The 13,196-nt window shown below is 70.2% G+C and carries 15 protein-coding genes and 1 pseudogene; 14 read left to right on the forward strand and 2 right to left on the reverse strand.

The features are described 5' to 3' along the window. The 4 genes from K7862_RS31965 to ctaF form a co-directional block, all read left to right on the forward strand. On the forward strand, window positions 1-744 hold a 744-nt coding region (locus K7862_RS31965), incomplete at its 5' end, for an SDR family NAD(P)-dependent oxidoreductase (protein WP_222968421.1). A 226-nt stretch (window positions 745-970) separates the two neighbouring features. After that, the gene (qcrB, locus tag K7862_RS31970) at window positions 971-2,599 is read left to right on the forward strand and encodes a cytochrome bc1 complex cytochrome b subunit (RefSeq protein WP_222968464.1); all 1,629 of its coding nucleotides are present in this window, start codon (window positions 971-973) and stop codon (window positions 2,597-2,599) included. Beyond that, on the forward strand, window positions 2,596-4,320 hold the full coding sequence (ctaD, locus tag K7862_RS31975; protein WP_222968422.1) for an aa3-type cytochrome oxidase subunit I: 1,725 nt from the start codon (window positions 2,596-2,598) through the stop codon (window positions 4,318-4,320). The genes qcrB and ctaD overlap by 4 nt, the downstream gene beginning before the upstream one ends. Further along, entirely contained in the window at window positions 4,317-4,706 is a 390-nt protein-coding gene (gene ctaF, locus K7862_RS31980; protein ID WP_222968423.1) for an aa3-type cytochrome oxidase subunit IV, read from the forward strand. The genes ctaD and ctaF overlap by 4 nt, the downstream gene beginning before the upstream one ends. Before the next feature lie 30 nt (window positions 4,707-4,736). Here ctaF and K7862_RS31985 read toward each other — a convergent pair whose 3' ends face one another. Further along, window positions 4,737-5,489: a GPR1/FUN34/YaaH family transporter gene (locus tag K7862_RS31985; RefSeq protein WP_222968424.1), complete on the reverse strand. Its 753-nt coding sequence runs from the start codon at window positions 5,487-5,489 to the stop codon at window positions 4,737-4,739. 293 nt (window positions 5,490-5,782) lie between these two features. Between K7862_RS31985 and K7862_RS31990 the strand changes: the two genes are divergently transcribed. The 10 genes from K7862_RS31990 to K7862_RS32035 are packed head-to-tail and all read left to right on the forward strand — an operon-like array spanning window position 5,783 to window position 11,424. Next, window positions 5,783-6,466, forward strand: a complete 684-nt coding sequence (locus K7862_RS31990; RefSeq protein WP_222968425.1) for a hypothetical protein — start codon at window positions 5,783-5,785, stop codon at window positions 6,464-6,466. 7 nt (window positions 6,467-6,473) lie between these two features. Beyond that, window positions 6,474-7,655 (forward strand): SRPBCC family protein, encoded by a 1,182-nt coding sequence (locus K7862_RS31995; protein ID WP_222968427.1) that lies wholly within the window; start codon window positions 6,474-6,476, stop codon window positions 7,653-7,655. A 5-nt stretch (window positions 7,656-7,660) separates the two neighbouring features. Further along, window positions 7,661-8,122: a gas vesicle protein GvpJ gene (gvpJ, locus tag K7862_RS32000; RefSeq protein WP_222968429.1), complete on the forward strand. Its 462-nt coding sequence runs from the start codon at window positions 7,661-7,663 to the stop codon at window positions 8,120-8,122. Further along, a complete protein-coding gene (locus tag K7862_RS32005; RefSeq protein ID WP_222968431.1) occupies window positions 8,122-8,958 on the forward strand; it encodes a GvpL/GvpF family gas vesicle protein in 837 nt (278 codons plus the stop codon). The genes gvpJ and K7862_RS32005 overlap by 1 nt, the downstream gene beginning before the upstream one ends. Window positions 8,959-8,960: 2 nt before the next feature. Further along, on the forward strand, window positions 8,961-9,212 hold the full coding sequence (gene ccmI / locus K7862_RS32010; RefSeq protein WP_222968433.1) for a c-type cytochrome biogenesis protein CcmI: 252 nt from the start codon (window positions 8,961-8,963) through the stop codon (window positions 9,210-9,212). A gap of 3 nt (window positions 9,213-9,215) precedes the next feature. After that, window positions 9,216-9,485, forward strand: coding sequence for a gas vesicle protein GvpO (locus tag K7862_RS32015; RefSeq protein ID WP_222968434.1), 270 nt, complete (start codon window positions 9,216-9,218; stop codon window positions 9,483-9,485). 7 nt (window positions 9,486-9,492) lie between these two features. Next, window positions 9,493-9,996 carry a gas vesicle protein gene (locus tag K7862_RS32020; RefSeq protein ID WP_222968435.1) on the forward strand — a complete coding sequence of 168 codons (504 nt, stop codon included), beginning with the start codon at window positions 9,493-9,495 and terminating at the stop codon, window positions 9,994-9,996. Continuing rightward, window positions 9,993-10,820, forward strand: a complete 828-nt coding sequence (locus K7862_RS32025) for a GvpL/GvpF family gas vesicle protein (protein WP_222968436.1) — start codon at window positions 9,993-9,995, stop codon at window positions 10,818-10,820. The genes K7862_RS32020 and K7862_RS32025 overlap by 4 nt, the downstream gene beginning before the upstream one ends. After that, window positions 10,817-11,059, forward strand: coding sequence for a gas vesicle protein (locus K7862_RS32030; protein ID WP_222968437.1), 243 nt, complete (start codon window positions 10,817-10,819; stop codon window positions 11,057-11,059). Before K7862_RS32025 ends, K7862_RS32030 begins: the two co-directional genes overlap by 4 nt. After that, on the forward strand, window positions 11,056-11,424 hold the full coding sequence (locus tag K7862_RS32035) for a gas vesicle protein K (protein ID WP_222968438.1): 369 nt from the start codon (window positions 11,056-11,058) through the stop codon (window positions 11,422-11,424). Before K7862_RS32030 ends, K7862_RS32035 begins: the two co-directional genes overlap by 4 nt. Before the next feature lie 57 nt (window positions 11,425-11,481). Here the strand turns inward: K7862_RS32035 and K7862_RS32040 are convergent. Next, window positions 11,482-12,872: pseudogene (locus K7862_RS32040) on the reverse strand (MFS transporter). Window positions 12,873-13,196: the final 324 nt, after the last annotated feature.

A 13,196-nucleotide genomic window follows, 5' to 3' on the forward strand; every position in this document is an offset into this window, starting at 1 on the left:
TCCGTCGCGCTGGTCACCGGCGCCAGCAGCGGCATCGGCGAGGCGACGGCACGCAGCCTCGCCGCGGAGGGCGCGACCGTCGCCGTGCTCGGCCGCCGGCGCGAACGGCTGGCGGAACTGGCGGACACGATCCGCGGCGAGGGCGGCAACGCGCTCGTCGTCGAGGCCGACATCACCGACCAGCAGCGGGCGGCGGCGGCCGTCGAGCAGGTGGTGAGCGAACTCGGGCGCCTCGACACACTGGTGAACAACGCCGGCTTCATGGGCATCGGCCAGGCCGTGGACTCCCCCCTGGACGAGTGGGAGCGCATGCTGCAGGTCAACGTCCAGGGGCTGCTGTACGTCACCCACGCGGCACTGCCGCACCTGCTGCGCGCGGCGGAGGACTCCCCCCGCCGGGTGGCCGACCTGGTCAACATCAGCTCCACCGCGGGCCGGGTGGCCCGGCCCGGCACGGCCGTGTACAACCTGACCAAGTTCGGGGTCAACGGCTTCACCGAGGCCCTGCGCCAGGAGGTCATGCAGAAGCGCGTGCGGGTCAGCGTCGTCGAACCCGGCACGGTGGCCACGGAGCTGAGCACGCACCTGCGCGACGGCGTACGGGAGGCGATCCAGCGCCAGACCGCCGACATGGAACTGCTGCGCCCCGAGGACATCGCCGACGCGGTCAGCTACATCGTCACCCGGGACCGCCGGGTCGCGGTCAACGAGATGCTCGTCCGCGCCGCCGAGCAGACCTGGTGACAGCGGCGACCGGCGGGCGTGCCCGGTCCCGGTGAGCACGGCGGGCGCCGGAACCGCCCGTGCTCCCAGAATGCCTCGCAGACAACCCTCGTATGACCCGCGTATTGGAGTGTTCCGGTGAACTTCGCCCGTCCCGCGATTCAATCCGCCCCTGCACGTCACCCGTTCGGGATGGTGGCGGTCCCTGGGGATTTGCCGGCGGGACGGAGGCGGGTAACGCGTGGCAGTGCTGTTCAGAAGGCGGCGGCAGCGGGCACGGCGGATGGCGCGGGAGGCGGCGTCGACCGGGTTCGATGTGCTGGACCGGCGGCTGCCGCTGGCCGAGGCTGCCAAGCAACTGCTGCGCAAGGCCTTTCCCGACCACTGGTCGTTCCTGCTCGGTGAACTCGCGCTGTACAGCTTCGTGGTCCTCCTGCTCACCGGAACCTGGCTGACGCTGTTCTTCGAGCCGGGGACGCGGCAGACGATCTACCACGGCGGCTACGTCCCCTTGCAGGGCCTGCAGATGTCCCAGGCCTACGAGTCGACGGTGCACATCAGCCTCGACGTGCGCGGCGGCCTGCTGATGCGTCAGATGCACCACTGGGCGGCGCTCCTCTTCATCGCCTCCATCGGCGTGCACATGCTGCGGATCTTCTTCACCGGGGCGTTCCGGCGGCCGCGCGAGGGCAACTGGATGACCGGCATCGCGCTCTTCATCCTGGCCCTGCTGGAGGGCTTCGCGGGCTATTCGCTCCCCGACGACCTGCTCTCGGGGACCGGGCTGCGCACCGCCTTCACGATCGTGGAGTCCATCCCGCTCGTCGGCACCTATCTGGCCTTCTTCGCCTGGGGCGGTGAGTTCCCCGGGCATCTGCTGAACAGCCGGCTGTACATCGTGCATGTGCTGCTCGTACCGGCCCTCCTGGTCGCCCTGGTGACGGTGCATCTGTTCCTGGTCGTGTACCTCAAGCACACGCAGTGGGCCGGGCAGGGGCGCACCAACCGCAACGCGGTGGGGCAGCCGATGTTCCCCCAGTTCACCGCCAAGACGACCGGGCTGCTGCTGAGCGTGTTCGGCGTGACTGCGGGGCTCGCCACGGTCGCCCAGATCAACCCCATCTGGGTCTACGGGCCGTTTCGTGCGGACCAGGTGAGCACGGATGCGCAACCGGACTGGTACGTCGGATTCCTGGACGGCGCCCTGCGTCTGATGCCGCCCTGGGAGACGACGTTCGCCGGCCACGCGATCATGTGGAACGTCCTGCTGCCCGCGATCGTCATGCCAGGCCTGCTGTTCACCCTGCTGTTGTTCTATCCGGTCTTCGAACGCTGGCTGACCGGTGACGTCGGCGAGCACCATCTGTGCGACCGTCCCCGGGACAAGGCGGTGCGCACGGCCTTCGGCGTCGCGGGCATCGTCTGGTACGCCGTGCTCCTCACCACCAGCAGCACGGACGTCATCGCGTTCACCTTCCGGGTATCGCTGAACACCCTGGTCTGGATCTTCAGATTCGGCGTCATCGTCCTGCCGATCCTGGCGTTCATGCTGACCAAGCGCCTGTGCCTGGCCCTGCAGGCGCACGAACGGCACGAACTGCTGCGGGGCGAGGAGACCGGTGAGGTGAGCCAGAGCGTCTACGGCGCCATCGTCCCCGGCCACAGACCCGTGCCCGTCGCCCGCTGGTACCGCTTCCTGGTCCGCGACATGCCGCGTCCGATCCCCGCGCCGCGCGACGGAGCGTCCCGGCGGATGCGGGTCCGCTCCGCCCTGTCCCACTGGTACTTCGGCTCCCGGGTCGAGATCCCGCCGACCATCACCGAGCGGGAGCACATCAAGGAGATCCAGGCGCAGCCGGACCGGAGGTCGTCATGACGGACACCCGTCCCCAGGCCCCCGCGGCCACCACGGAGCAGCCCGAAGGGGTCGACCGCGGCAGCCCGTTCGGCGAACGCGTCCTCGGGTGGGTCACGACCACCGATCACAAGGTCATCGGCAACCTGTACATGGTCACGGCGTTCTGCTTCTTTCTGTTCGCCGGGCTGCTGGCCATGGGGATGCGGGCCGAACTGGCCCGGCCGGGTCTGCAGTTGTGGAGCAACTCCCAGTACGACCAGCTCGTCACGATCCACGGCACGATCATGATGCTGCTCTTCGCGACGCCGATGTTCGCCGGATTCGCCAACGCGGTCATGCCGCTGCAGATCGGCGCGCCGGACGTCGCCTTCCCGCGGCTGAACGCCCTGACGTACTGGCTCTACCTGCTCGGCGCCCTGATGGTCGTCTCGGGGTTCGTCGTCCCGGGCGGCGCCGCGGCATTCGGGTGGTTCGCCTACGCGCCGCTCAACAGCGCCATCTACTCGCCCGGTTCGGGCGGCGACCTGTGGGCGATGGGCCTGGTCCTGGCCGGGCTGAGCACGACACTGGGTTCGGTGAACTTCGTCAGCACGATCGTGTGCCTCCGCGCTCCCGGGATGACGATGTTCCGCATGCCGATCTTCACCTGGAACATCCTGTTCACCTCGATCCTGGCGCTGCTGGCGTTCCCGGTGCTGACCGCCGCGCTGCTGTGCCTGGAGGCCGACCGGAAGTTCGGCGCGCACATCTTCGACGCGGCCAACGGCGGCGCGATCCTGTGGCAGCACCTGTTCTGGTTCTTCGGCCATCCGGAGGTCTACATCGTGGCGCTGCCTTTCTTCGGCGTCGTCACGGAGATCATCCCGGTGTTCAGCCGCAAACCGACGTTCGGCTACATGGGCATGGTCGGCGCCACCATCGCCATCACCATGCTGTCGGCCACCGTGTGGGCCCACCACATGTTCGCCACCGGCATGGTCCTGCTGCCGTTCTTCTCCCTGATGTCGTTCCTGATCGCGGTGCCCACAGGAGTGAAGTTCTTCAACTGGATCGGCACGATGTGGCGCGGCAGCCTGTCCTTCGAGACGCCCATGCTGTGGTCGGTAGGCTTCCTGGTCACGTTCCTGCTCGGCGGGCTCAGCGGTGTGCTGCTGGCCTCGCCGCCGCTGGACTTCCAGGTGACGGACAGCTACTTCGTCGTCGCCCACCTGCACTACGTCCTGTTCGGCACCGTCGTGTTCGCGATGTTCGCCGGCTTCTACTTCTGGTGGCCGAAGTGGACCGGAAGGATGCTCGACGAACGCACCGGGAAGATCCACTTCTGGACGCTGTTCGTCGGTTTCCAGCTCACCTTCCTCGTCCAGCACTGGCTCGGCGAGGAGGGAATGCCCCGCCGGTACGCCAACTACCTCGCCGCGGACGGCTTCACCAACCTCAACACGGTCTCGTCCATCGGCGCGTTCCTGCTCGGGGCATCCACCCTGCCGTTCCTCTGGAACGTCATCAAGACCATGCGGTTCGCACCCAAGGTCGAGGAGGACGACCCGTGGGGCTACGGCCGGTCGCTGGAGTGGGCAACGGGCTGCCCGCCGCCGCGGCACAACTTCCACTCGCTGCCCCGCATCCGCTCCGACTCCCCCGCCTTCGACCTGCACCACCCGGAGGCGGCCGGCATGCCGTCGCCGAAGACACCGCCCGGACAGGCGACCCCCGACACCCATGAAGAGTCGACTCCATGAAAAACGAGGCATTCCTGTTCGGCGGCGTGGCGGCCTTCTTCTTCGTCACCGCCGGGATCTACGCGGGCTGGTCCCGCGAACCCGCCGGCACGGCCGCCCTGATCGTGGCGTTCGTCATGGCGTCGGTCATCAGCTTCTTCTTCACGATGAACTACCGGCGCCGGGGTTCCCGGCCGGAGGACAACAGCGCGTCCGAGATCGTCGAACGCAGTGGCCCACTGGACTTCTTCCCGGCCCGCAGCGCCTACCCGCCCTTCACCGCCGTGGGGGCCGCGGTCACCGCCCTGGGCATCGTCTTCGGCATCTGGCTCTTCCTGATCGGCTTCGGCATCCTGTTCACCGGCGTCGGCGGCATGGTCTTCCAGTACGTCCACCGCGGGGAATGACGCGGCGTCCTTGACACTTCACCGGCGGCACTACAACTGCCGCCGCACACCCGCCTCACCCTCGGTACGGGCCAGTTGCTGGGCCAGGTCGCCCTCCAACGCGCCACGCGCCCGGCCACGCCGCGCGAGCGGCAGAACGGTCCGCTGGGCGCCGTCCTCCAGCAGCAGGGCCAGACCCCCGTACAGGGCGAAGACGCCGAGCGCCACGCCCATCCACCCGGCGACGGTCTGCAGTTTGCCCGGGCCCCCCGCCTCGTAGGCGCCGATCAGCACGAAGCGGGCCGCGCCGATGACCAGCAGCGCGCCGAAGAGCGGTTTGCCCTGCAGCGACGCCACAGCGAGCACCAGCATCAGCGGGGCGACGGTGAGCAGGAAGACCGCCAGGGCCGGACTGGTCTCCCCTGGCTGTCCGCGGAGGAACATGAGAGCGCTGCCGGCCCAGACGCCGGCGAAGACAGCGAGCGCGCACGCGGCACCCGCGTCCCGCGCCAGGAAGGCGAAGACGGCCGCGAGCACCTCCAGCGGGACGACGAACACCAGCACCGGCAGCATGAGCGAGGAGCTCTGCTCCTGCGGCGCCCAGCGCAGTTCGAGGGTGGTCAGCAGGACGCTCCCGGTGCCGAAGGCGAAGAACCCCAGCGGCAGGCTGCTCGCGATGGGCCGCAGCATGATGCGGGTGAGCGCCTCCGGGTCCGGGCCCCTTCTCTGAGCGGCAGCCCCGTCCACTTCCCGCTTCGCGGGCCGGTAGCCGTCGCCCCGGTCGTTGCCAGTCGGGTCGGACATGCACCCTCCGATGGTGTGTGCGACGCGGTCGGGCGGATGCCGGCCGCGGTCGAGCCGTCTTCATCTTGACCGCCCCGCCGCACGAAAGGTGATCACCGGCGGCACGGCATGTCCGTCGTGCGCCGGGACTGGCTGGACATGCACCGCACACACAGGGTGTTCGAGCAGACACCAAAAGCAGTCATCGACCTGCGGCTAAACGCCCCGGACAAACCCGGCATATACCGTTTTCTCTCCATTCGAGGGGGAAGCCGAATTCTTGACGATCGCCCCGGCTGACGAGGAGAACACTCATGGACACCGGAAAGGCGGCCGCGGCAGTGACCGGGGGTTATCTCCTCGGGCGCTTCCGCAAGGCCCGTTGGGCCCTTGTGCTGGCCGGAGCAGTGGCCGGAAGGCAGCTCCGCTCGAACGGCAGGGGCGGCACTGCGGCGCAACTCCTGAAGTCCCCCGAGATCGGCAAGCTGACCGGGAACCTGCGCGGACAACTGGCCTCCGCCGGCAAGGCGGCGGCCGTGGCGGCGACGGCACGGCAGATGGACGCCCTCAGCGACCGGCTGGCCGAGCGCACCGAGGCGTTGCGCGCCGGCCCCGATGACTCGTCCGAGGAGTCCGACGAGGACGAGGCTGACGCCACCGAGCCGGAAGAGGACGAGGACGAGGCGGAGGACCAGGAGGAGGACGAGGACCAGCAGGAGGAAGAGCAGCCCGAGGACGAGGAGCAGGAGGGACGCAAACGCGCCCCGGCCAGGAAGCGCGCTCCGAGCCGCACCGCTGCACGGAAGAGCACAGCAGCGAAGAAGGCCCCGGCCAAGAAGCAGGGCGCGTCCGGCGGCGCCGCCCGCAAGAAGGCCTCCGGGCCGCGGCCCTCCGGTTCCGCGGCCAAGAAGAAGACGGCGAGCGGCGGCGAGGCCCGCAAGCGGACCGCACGCAAGAGCTCGGCCTCCTCACGGGCCGGCGGACGAGGCAAGGAGTGATGACGCCATGACCGAGCGGGAACGCCCAGCGGGCGACACCACCAGCGCACTGCCCGTCGACCGGTTGATGGAACAGGGGCAGGAGCTCCTGACCGCGCTCGGCGAGCGGGCCATCGGGCAGATCTCCGACAAGCTGTCCGGCGCCACCGAGAAGCTCACGGACTTCGCCGAGAGCGGCGGAGGCGGCGGCGGCCTTGCCGCGGCGTTGAAGGGCGGCCAGAGCCTGGCGAGCGGGAAGTCGGGGTTCCGCTCGATGCTCGACGCCGGGATGGAACAGACCAAGCAGAAGGTCAAGGGCGCGTTCGGCGGCGGCAAGGACGACGGGGGAGGCGGTGGCGGCGGCGACAAGGGCCAGAAGATCAAGGTCACCAACATCGTCGAGAGCATCGAGGTCGGCGTGCCGGTCCGGGTGGCCTACAACCAGTGGACCGAGTTCGAGGACTTCCCGACCTTCATGAAGAAGGTGGAGAACATCAAGCAGGAGTCCGAGACCGAGATGAACTGGAAGGCGCAGGTCTTCTGGTCCCACCGGGCCTGGAAGGCGACCGTCATCGAGCAGATGCCCGACGAGCGCATCCACTGGGAGTCCGAGGGTGAGAAGGGCCGCGTCGACGGCACGGTCACCTTCCACGAACTCACCCCCGACCTGACGAAGATCCTCCTCGTGCTCGAGTACCACCCGCAGGGCTTCTTCGAGCGCACCGGCAATCTGTGGCGCGCCCAGGGACGCCGCGCGCGGTTGGAGCTCAAGCACTTCCAGCGCCACGTCATGACGCGGACCATCCTCAACCAGGACGAGGTCCACGGCTGGCGCGGTGAGGTCTCGGACGGCGAGGTCGTCCGCAGCGACGAGGAAGTGCGCGAGGAAGAGGAGCAGGACGAGCGGGACGAGTCGGAGGAGGGCGCCGAGGGCGAGGAAGGCGCTGAGGACCAGGACGCCGAGGGCGAGTTCGACGAGGAGGAGCCCGAGGATTTGGAAGGCGAGGAAGGCGAGGAGGACGAGGACGACGAACTCGCCGACGAGGACGAGGAAGACGGGTTCGAGGACGACGAGGACGCGGATGACGAGGACGAGCTGGCCGACGAGGAGGACGGCGACGAGGACGAAGACGAGGAAGACGAGGACGAAGACGGGGACGACAGGGCCGGGTCCGGAACCCGGACCAGGACTCGATCCCGGAGGGGATGAACGCCATGACCATGGCGACCCAGTCCGGCACGTACATGGATCGCCCGTCGGGCGGCGGCCTGGTCGACGTGGTGGACCTGATACTCGACAAGGGTCTGGTCATCGATGTCTACCTGCGCGTCTCGCTGGTCGGCATAGAACTGCTCACCGTTGACGCGCGGATCGTCGTCGCGAGTGTCGACACCTATCTGCGGTTCGCCGAGGCCGCGAACCGGCTCGATCTCGCCCGGAGCGGTACCGAGACCAAGGGACTGCCCGGCATGATGCAGGAGATCCGCGAAGGCGGTGCCCAGCAGAAGACCAAGGGCGCTCTCGAAGGCGCCAAGGACAGTGTCAAGGACACGGTGGGCGGCATGCTCGGCGGTGGTTCCGACGAGGACGCCGAGGACCAGGACGGCGAAGCCGAGGAGTCCCGGCAGCCCAAGCATCGGTCCCGCCCGGCCAGCCGTAAGGATCGGAGCCGGTGATGGTTCCGACCGATGAGAAGCAGGCCCGCGTGGCCGGCGCTCCCGCGGCCGCGGAGGCGCCCGCGACGGGCTGTTACGTGTACGGCATCCTGGCCGCCTCGGCGACCGACCCGGCGGTCGAGAAGCTCACGCCGGTCGGCGGTGACAAGGAGACGCGAGTCGGTTACGTCCGCCACGGCGACGTCGCGGCCGCGGTCAGCCCCTTGCCGGGCGGCCGTCCGCTGGGCAGGCCTGAGGACCTGCGCGCCCACGCCGACGTACTGAACACCCTGGCGGCGACCGGCGCCCCGGTGCTGCCGTTCCGATTCGGAACGGTCCTCAAGGACACGCAGGCCGTCTCCGACGACGTCCTCGCGAAGGGCCACGACTCCTTCGTCCATGCCCTCGAACGCCTCGACGGGCGCGCGCAGTTCACGCTGCGCGCCACCTACGACGAGGAGGCGCTGCTTCGCGAGATCTTCGCGGACCGCCCGGACATCACCGAACTGCGGGAGTCCGTGGCCCAGATGCCCGAGGACGCCGCCTACTACCAGCGGGTGCGGCTCGGCGAGCTGATCTACGAGTCGGTCGCGGCCCGCAGGGAGAAGGACACCGAGCTCATCAAGGAGCGCCTGGGCCCGCTCGCCGACGCCATGGTCGTCTCCGAGGCCCCCACGGACGACGGGGTCACGGATGTCGCCTTTCTGGTGAACGACGACCGCCGCGCCGATTTCGAGCGCACCGCGGACCGTCTGGCCGGTGACTGGCAGAACCGGATCCGCATGCGCCTGCTGGGGCCGCTGGCACCGTACGACTTCGTCGCCGAGGCGATGGAGGAAACCGAAGGCGAGGCGTAGCCGTGGGACTCGTCAGCGGAGTCATCCTCCTTCCCCTTGCACCTGTCCGTGGCGTCATGTGGATCGCGGAGCAGATCCAGCAGGAAGCCGCACGACGTACGGACGACCCGGCGGCCCTCCGGCGGCGTCTCGCGGAAGTCGACCGCGCCCGCGAGAACGGCGAGCTCTCAGCCGAGGAGGCGGCGAGCGAGGAAGAGGAACTGGTGCGTCGCCTCCTGGCGTCCGGGCCTCCGCTCGGCGGCCTGGAGGTGTGAGCCGTGGCCAACGCACGTCTGACGGCACAGGACGCGGCGCTGAGCGCGGCACGCCACGTGAGGGACCTGACCGGCCACGAGCCGGAGGGCGTGACCTCGATCGCCCGCACCGAGGAGGGCTGGCGCGTCGGCGTGGAGGTGGTGGAGACCCACCGGATACCCGACTCGACCGACATCCTCGCGGTGTACCGCGTCCAGGTCGACGCGGCGGGTGATCTCATCTCCTACGACCGTGACGACCGCTACTACCGCGGTCGCGCCGGCAAGGAGTGACCGCCGTATGAACCAGCCCGCGTGGACCGGAGCGAGCAGCACGCGGAGCCCGTCGCGCGAGGCGGACCGGCCCCAGGCCGCCAATCTCGCGGACATCCTCGAACGGGTCCTGGACAAGGGCATCGTCATCGCCGGGGACATCAGGATCGACCTGCTCGACATCGAACTGCTCACCATCAAGATCCGGCTGATCGTGGCCTCGGTGGACCGGGCCCGCGAGATGGGGATCGACTGGTGGGAGCACGACCCCTCCCTCTCGTCCGGTGACCGAGACGTGCTGGAGGAGAACCGGCGGCTGCGCCGCCGGATCGGCGATCTGGAGGCCGAGGGCAGTGCCGAGCGCGCCGCCGCACTCGACCGTGACGATGGCGCTGGGCGCGAGGTCGCCGCCGAAAGGCGGGAAGAGCCGGATGAGCAGGACCGTCGGGAGGACGAGGCGGGCGGGAGCCGGTCCGGCCGGCCCGCGAAGGGCCGCAGCCGGTCCGGGCGGAACGGTGACGACGCCTCATGAACGATCTGGTGTGGATCTACGCCGTGACGACCGGGCCCGGGCCGCCGGAGGCCGCGGGGCTTTCCGGCGTCGCCGCCGAGCCGGTCCGCGCGGTCGAGGGCGAGGGAGGCGGCGAAGGGCTGACCGCGGTCGTGGGCACGGTTCCCGCCGCCGACTTCGCGGAGGACCCTCTCAAGGACCACCTGGAGGACCTGCGCTGGCTGGAGGCCGCCGCCCGCGCCCACCACGAGGTGATCGACACCGTCTTCCGGCACGGCGACACCGTTCCGCTGCAGTTCGCCACCGTCTACCGCGACGACGACTCGGTCCGCGCGGTCCTGCGCGAACGCTCCGCCGACTTCACCGGCGCCCTCGCCCGTGTGCACGGGCAGGAGGAATGGGGGGTCAAGGCGTACATGGACCCCGGGGGCGGTCCCGAGGCCTCCGGCGGTCCCGCGCCCTCCGGCGGTCCGGGCGGCGGGGCGGCGGGCGCCTCCGGTGCGGACAGCCGGCCGGGCACCGCGTACCTGCTGCGCCGCCGGGCACAGCGCGACGACCGGGAACAGGCGTTCCAGCGGGCGCGGGGACGGGCCGAGGACGTACGCGGCGTGCTGGAGAGCCTCGCCACCCGCGGGGTGGCCCATCCGCCGCAGGACCCGAAACTCGCGGCCTATCAGGGGTGGATGATCCTCAACGACTCCTTCCTCGTCGAACGCGACCGCGCCGAGGAGTTCGCCGCGGCGGTGACGTCCTGCGCGGAGGACTTCCCCGAGGTCGAGCTCGAACTCAGCGGCCCGTGGCCGCCGTACTCGTTCGTCGGCGAGGTCGAGGGGCGGCGGGCATGACGTCCCGCGCGCCCTCCTCCGCCGCGGCCGCCGGGCCAGGACCCGAGCGGCAGGTGGCGCTCGTCGACCTGCTGGACCGGGTGCTGGCAGGCGGCGTCGTGATCAGCGGCGAGGTCGTCCTGGGCATCGCGGACGTCGACCTCGTGCGGATCTCCCTCCGTGCCCTGGTCGCGTCCATCCGCGCCGTGCAGGAGGACGAGCCGGCGAGCGCGCCGTTCGCGGAGACGGACCCGCGATGACCGGACGGCCCGACGACGACCGCCGCACCGGACACGGCCCTTCGGCCCCGGACGGCGACCACCGCCCGGCACGGCGACAGGGAACGTCCGTACCCCGGCGGCTCGACATCGACCGCGAGGAGGTCGAGCGCGGTCTGGCCGGACTCGTTCTCACCATCGTGGAGCTGCTGCGTCAGCTGATGGAGCGTCAGGCCATCCGCCGGATCGATCAGGGCGGACTCAGCGACGAGCAGATCGAGAACCTGGGGCTGACGCTGATGGCCCTGGAGGACCGCATGACGGAACTGCGGGAGCACTTCGGGCTCTCCCCCGAGGACCTCAACCTCGACCTGGGACCGCTCGGGCCGCTCCTCCCACGCGACTGACCGCAGGTTCCCCACCGGAGGCCGGGTCACGCTTGCGGGACTCCCCCGCGCGCGCCGTCACGGGGAGCGCTGTTCGCCCTTGTCCTGCGGCTTGTTCGGGCCGCCGGTGAACACGTCCACCAGGGCGATGACCAGGGCGAGCGCGGCCAGCCCGGTGGAGGTGATGAGCCCCGCCTGGAAGCCGCCGGACCAGTCGCCGTGAGCGCCGCCGGCCTTGGAGAAGAAGACCGATCCGACCGCCGCGATGCCGGCCGCGGAGCCGATCCGCTGGGCTGTCTGCAGCACGCCGCCCGCGCTGCCCGCCCGCTTCACGGGCACCTCGCTGAGCGTGATCGTCTGGTTGGGCGCGATGACCAGGCCGCTGCCGAGGCCGGCGAAGAGCAGGGGTGCGATGGTGACCAGCCCGATCGAGCGGGTGCTGTCCAGGTGCACGGCCAGCGCGGTGCCCAGCAGCCCGATGATACCATCACCAGCCCCGCGGCCACCAGGGGCCGCCCGATCCGGGTCACCACACGCCCGCCGACGGCAGCCGCGGCGCCCGAGCCGACCGCGAAGGGCATGATCGACAGACCGGCTTCGAGGGCGGTGTAGTGCATGCCGTTCTGCAGGAAGAGCGTCAGCACGAAGAAGATCGAGGTGAAGCCGGCGAAGTAGAGCAGCGACAGCAAGGTGCCGAGGCCGTACGACCGCTGCCGGAACAGCGTCAGATTGACCAGCGGCTCGCGGGTCCGGGCGTAGCGGCGCTCCCAGAAGGCGAACGCCGTCAGCAGCGCCAGCGCCAGCGGGACCAGCAGCCACTTCCCGAGTCCGGGCCACTGCTGCTCCTGCACGAACGGCAGCAGCAGCACCACGGTGCCGAGGCCGAGCAGCGCCACACCGACCGGGTCCAGATCGCTGCGGCCGCGGCCGTCCTCCTGCTGCTCGCGCGGTGGCGGGGTGGGCAGCAGACGGTACGCCAGTGGCAGCGCCGCCAGGCCGATGGGCAGGTTGACGTAGAAGACCCAGCGCCAGCCCTCGTGCGGGCCGAACGCCTCGATGAGCAGTCCGCCCAGCAGCGGTCCGAGCGCGGTCGACACGCCGATGGTCGCGCCGAGCAGGCCGAACGCCCGGCCCCGGTCCGCGCCGCGGAACATCTGCTGGATGAAACCCGACACCTGTGGCACCAGGATTCCGCCCGCGACACCCTGCAGCAGCCGGGCTCCGATCAGCCACGCCTCGTTCTGCGCGGCGCCGGCGAACGCGCTGGCCGCCGTGAACAGCAGCAGCCCGGCCATGAAGACCGTGCGCCGGCCGCGGACGTCCCCGAGCCGCCCGGACGGCACCAGCACCAGACCGAAGGCCAGGGCATAACCGGAGAGCACCCACTGCAGGCCGCTCTGTGACGCCCCGATGCCCGTCCGGATGGACGGCAACGCCACGTTGACGATGCTCACATCCAGCAGCGTCATGAAACTGGCGGTCAGACAGACCGCCAGGGCGCGCCATCGCCGGCGCGTCGCTTCCTGCTGGTCCGCTTGTCCTCCGTGGTCTGCCTGGCGCTCCTGGCCGGCCGGCAGTGGGGTGCGTGACGAGGCCACGCGCGCCTCCTTCCGTCAGTGCCGTGAGGAGGGGTATCGGCCGGGTCACCGGTCTGGCCCGGCCAAAGCGATCCCTGCCCAGCAGTCCGGGCCTCATGCCAGGCCGGCTGCCCGCCGGCGAGGTCACGTGCACAGTTGCGAAGCGGACGTTTCATGCCCCTCTGGGCGGAAAGCCGCACCATGTCGGTGCGCCCG

Source organism: Actinacidiphila acidipaludis, from assembly GCF_019890725.1.
Classification (GTDB): domain Bacteria; phylum Actinomycetota; class Actinomycetes; order Streptomycetales; family Streptomycetaceae; genus Actinacidiphila; species Actinacidiphila acidipaludis.

Bases quoted from the DNA above. Each gene is read 5' to 3' on its own strand.
- ctaD (WP_222968422.1), top strand. From the start codon at position 2,596: ATGACGGACACCCGTCCCCAGGCCCCCGCGGCCACCACGGAGCAGCCC.
- ctaF (WP_222968423.1), top strand. From the start codon at position 4,317: ATGAAAAACGAGGCATTCCTGTTCGGCGGCGTGGCGGCCTTCTTCTTC.
- K7862_RS31985 (WP_222968424.1), bottom strand. From the start codon at position 5,489: ATGTCCGACCCGACTGGCAACGACCGGGGCGACGGCTACCGGCCCGCG.
- K7862_RS31990 (WP_222968425.1), top strand. From the start codon at position 5,783: ATGGACACCGGAAAGGCGGCCGCGGCAGTGACCGGGGGTTATCTCCTC.
- K7862_RS31995 (WP_222968427.1), top strand. From the start codon at position 6,474: ATGACCGAGCGGGAACGCCCAGCGGGCGACACCACCAGCGCACTGCCC.
- gvpJ (WP_222968429.1), top strand. From the start codon at position 7,661: ATGACCATGGCGACCCAGTCCGGCACGTACATGGATCGCCCGTCGGGC.
- K7862_RS32005 (WP_222968431.1), top strand. From the start codon at position 8,122: ATGGTTCCGACCGATGAGAAGCAGGCCCGCGTGGCCGGCGCTCCCGCG.
- K7862_RS32020 (WP_222968435.1), top strand. From the start codon at position 9,493: ATGAACCAGCCCGCGTGGACCGGAGCGAGCAGCACGCGGAGCCCGTCG.
- K7862_RS32025 (WP_222968436.1), top strand. From the start codon at position 9,993: ATGAACGATCTGGTGTGGATCTACGCCGTGACGACCGGGCCCGGGCCG.
- K7862_RS32030 (WP_222968437.1), top strand. From the start codon at position 10,817: ATGACGTCCCGCGCGCCCTCCTCCGCCGCGGCCGCCGGGCCAGGACCC.
- K7862_RS32035 (WP_222968438.1), top strand. From the start codon at position 11,056: ATGACCGGACGGCCCGACGACGACCGCCGCACCGGACACGGCCCTTCG.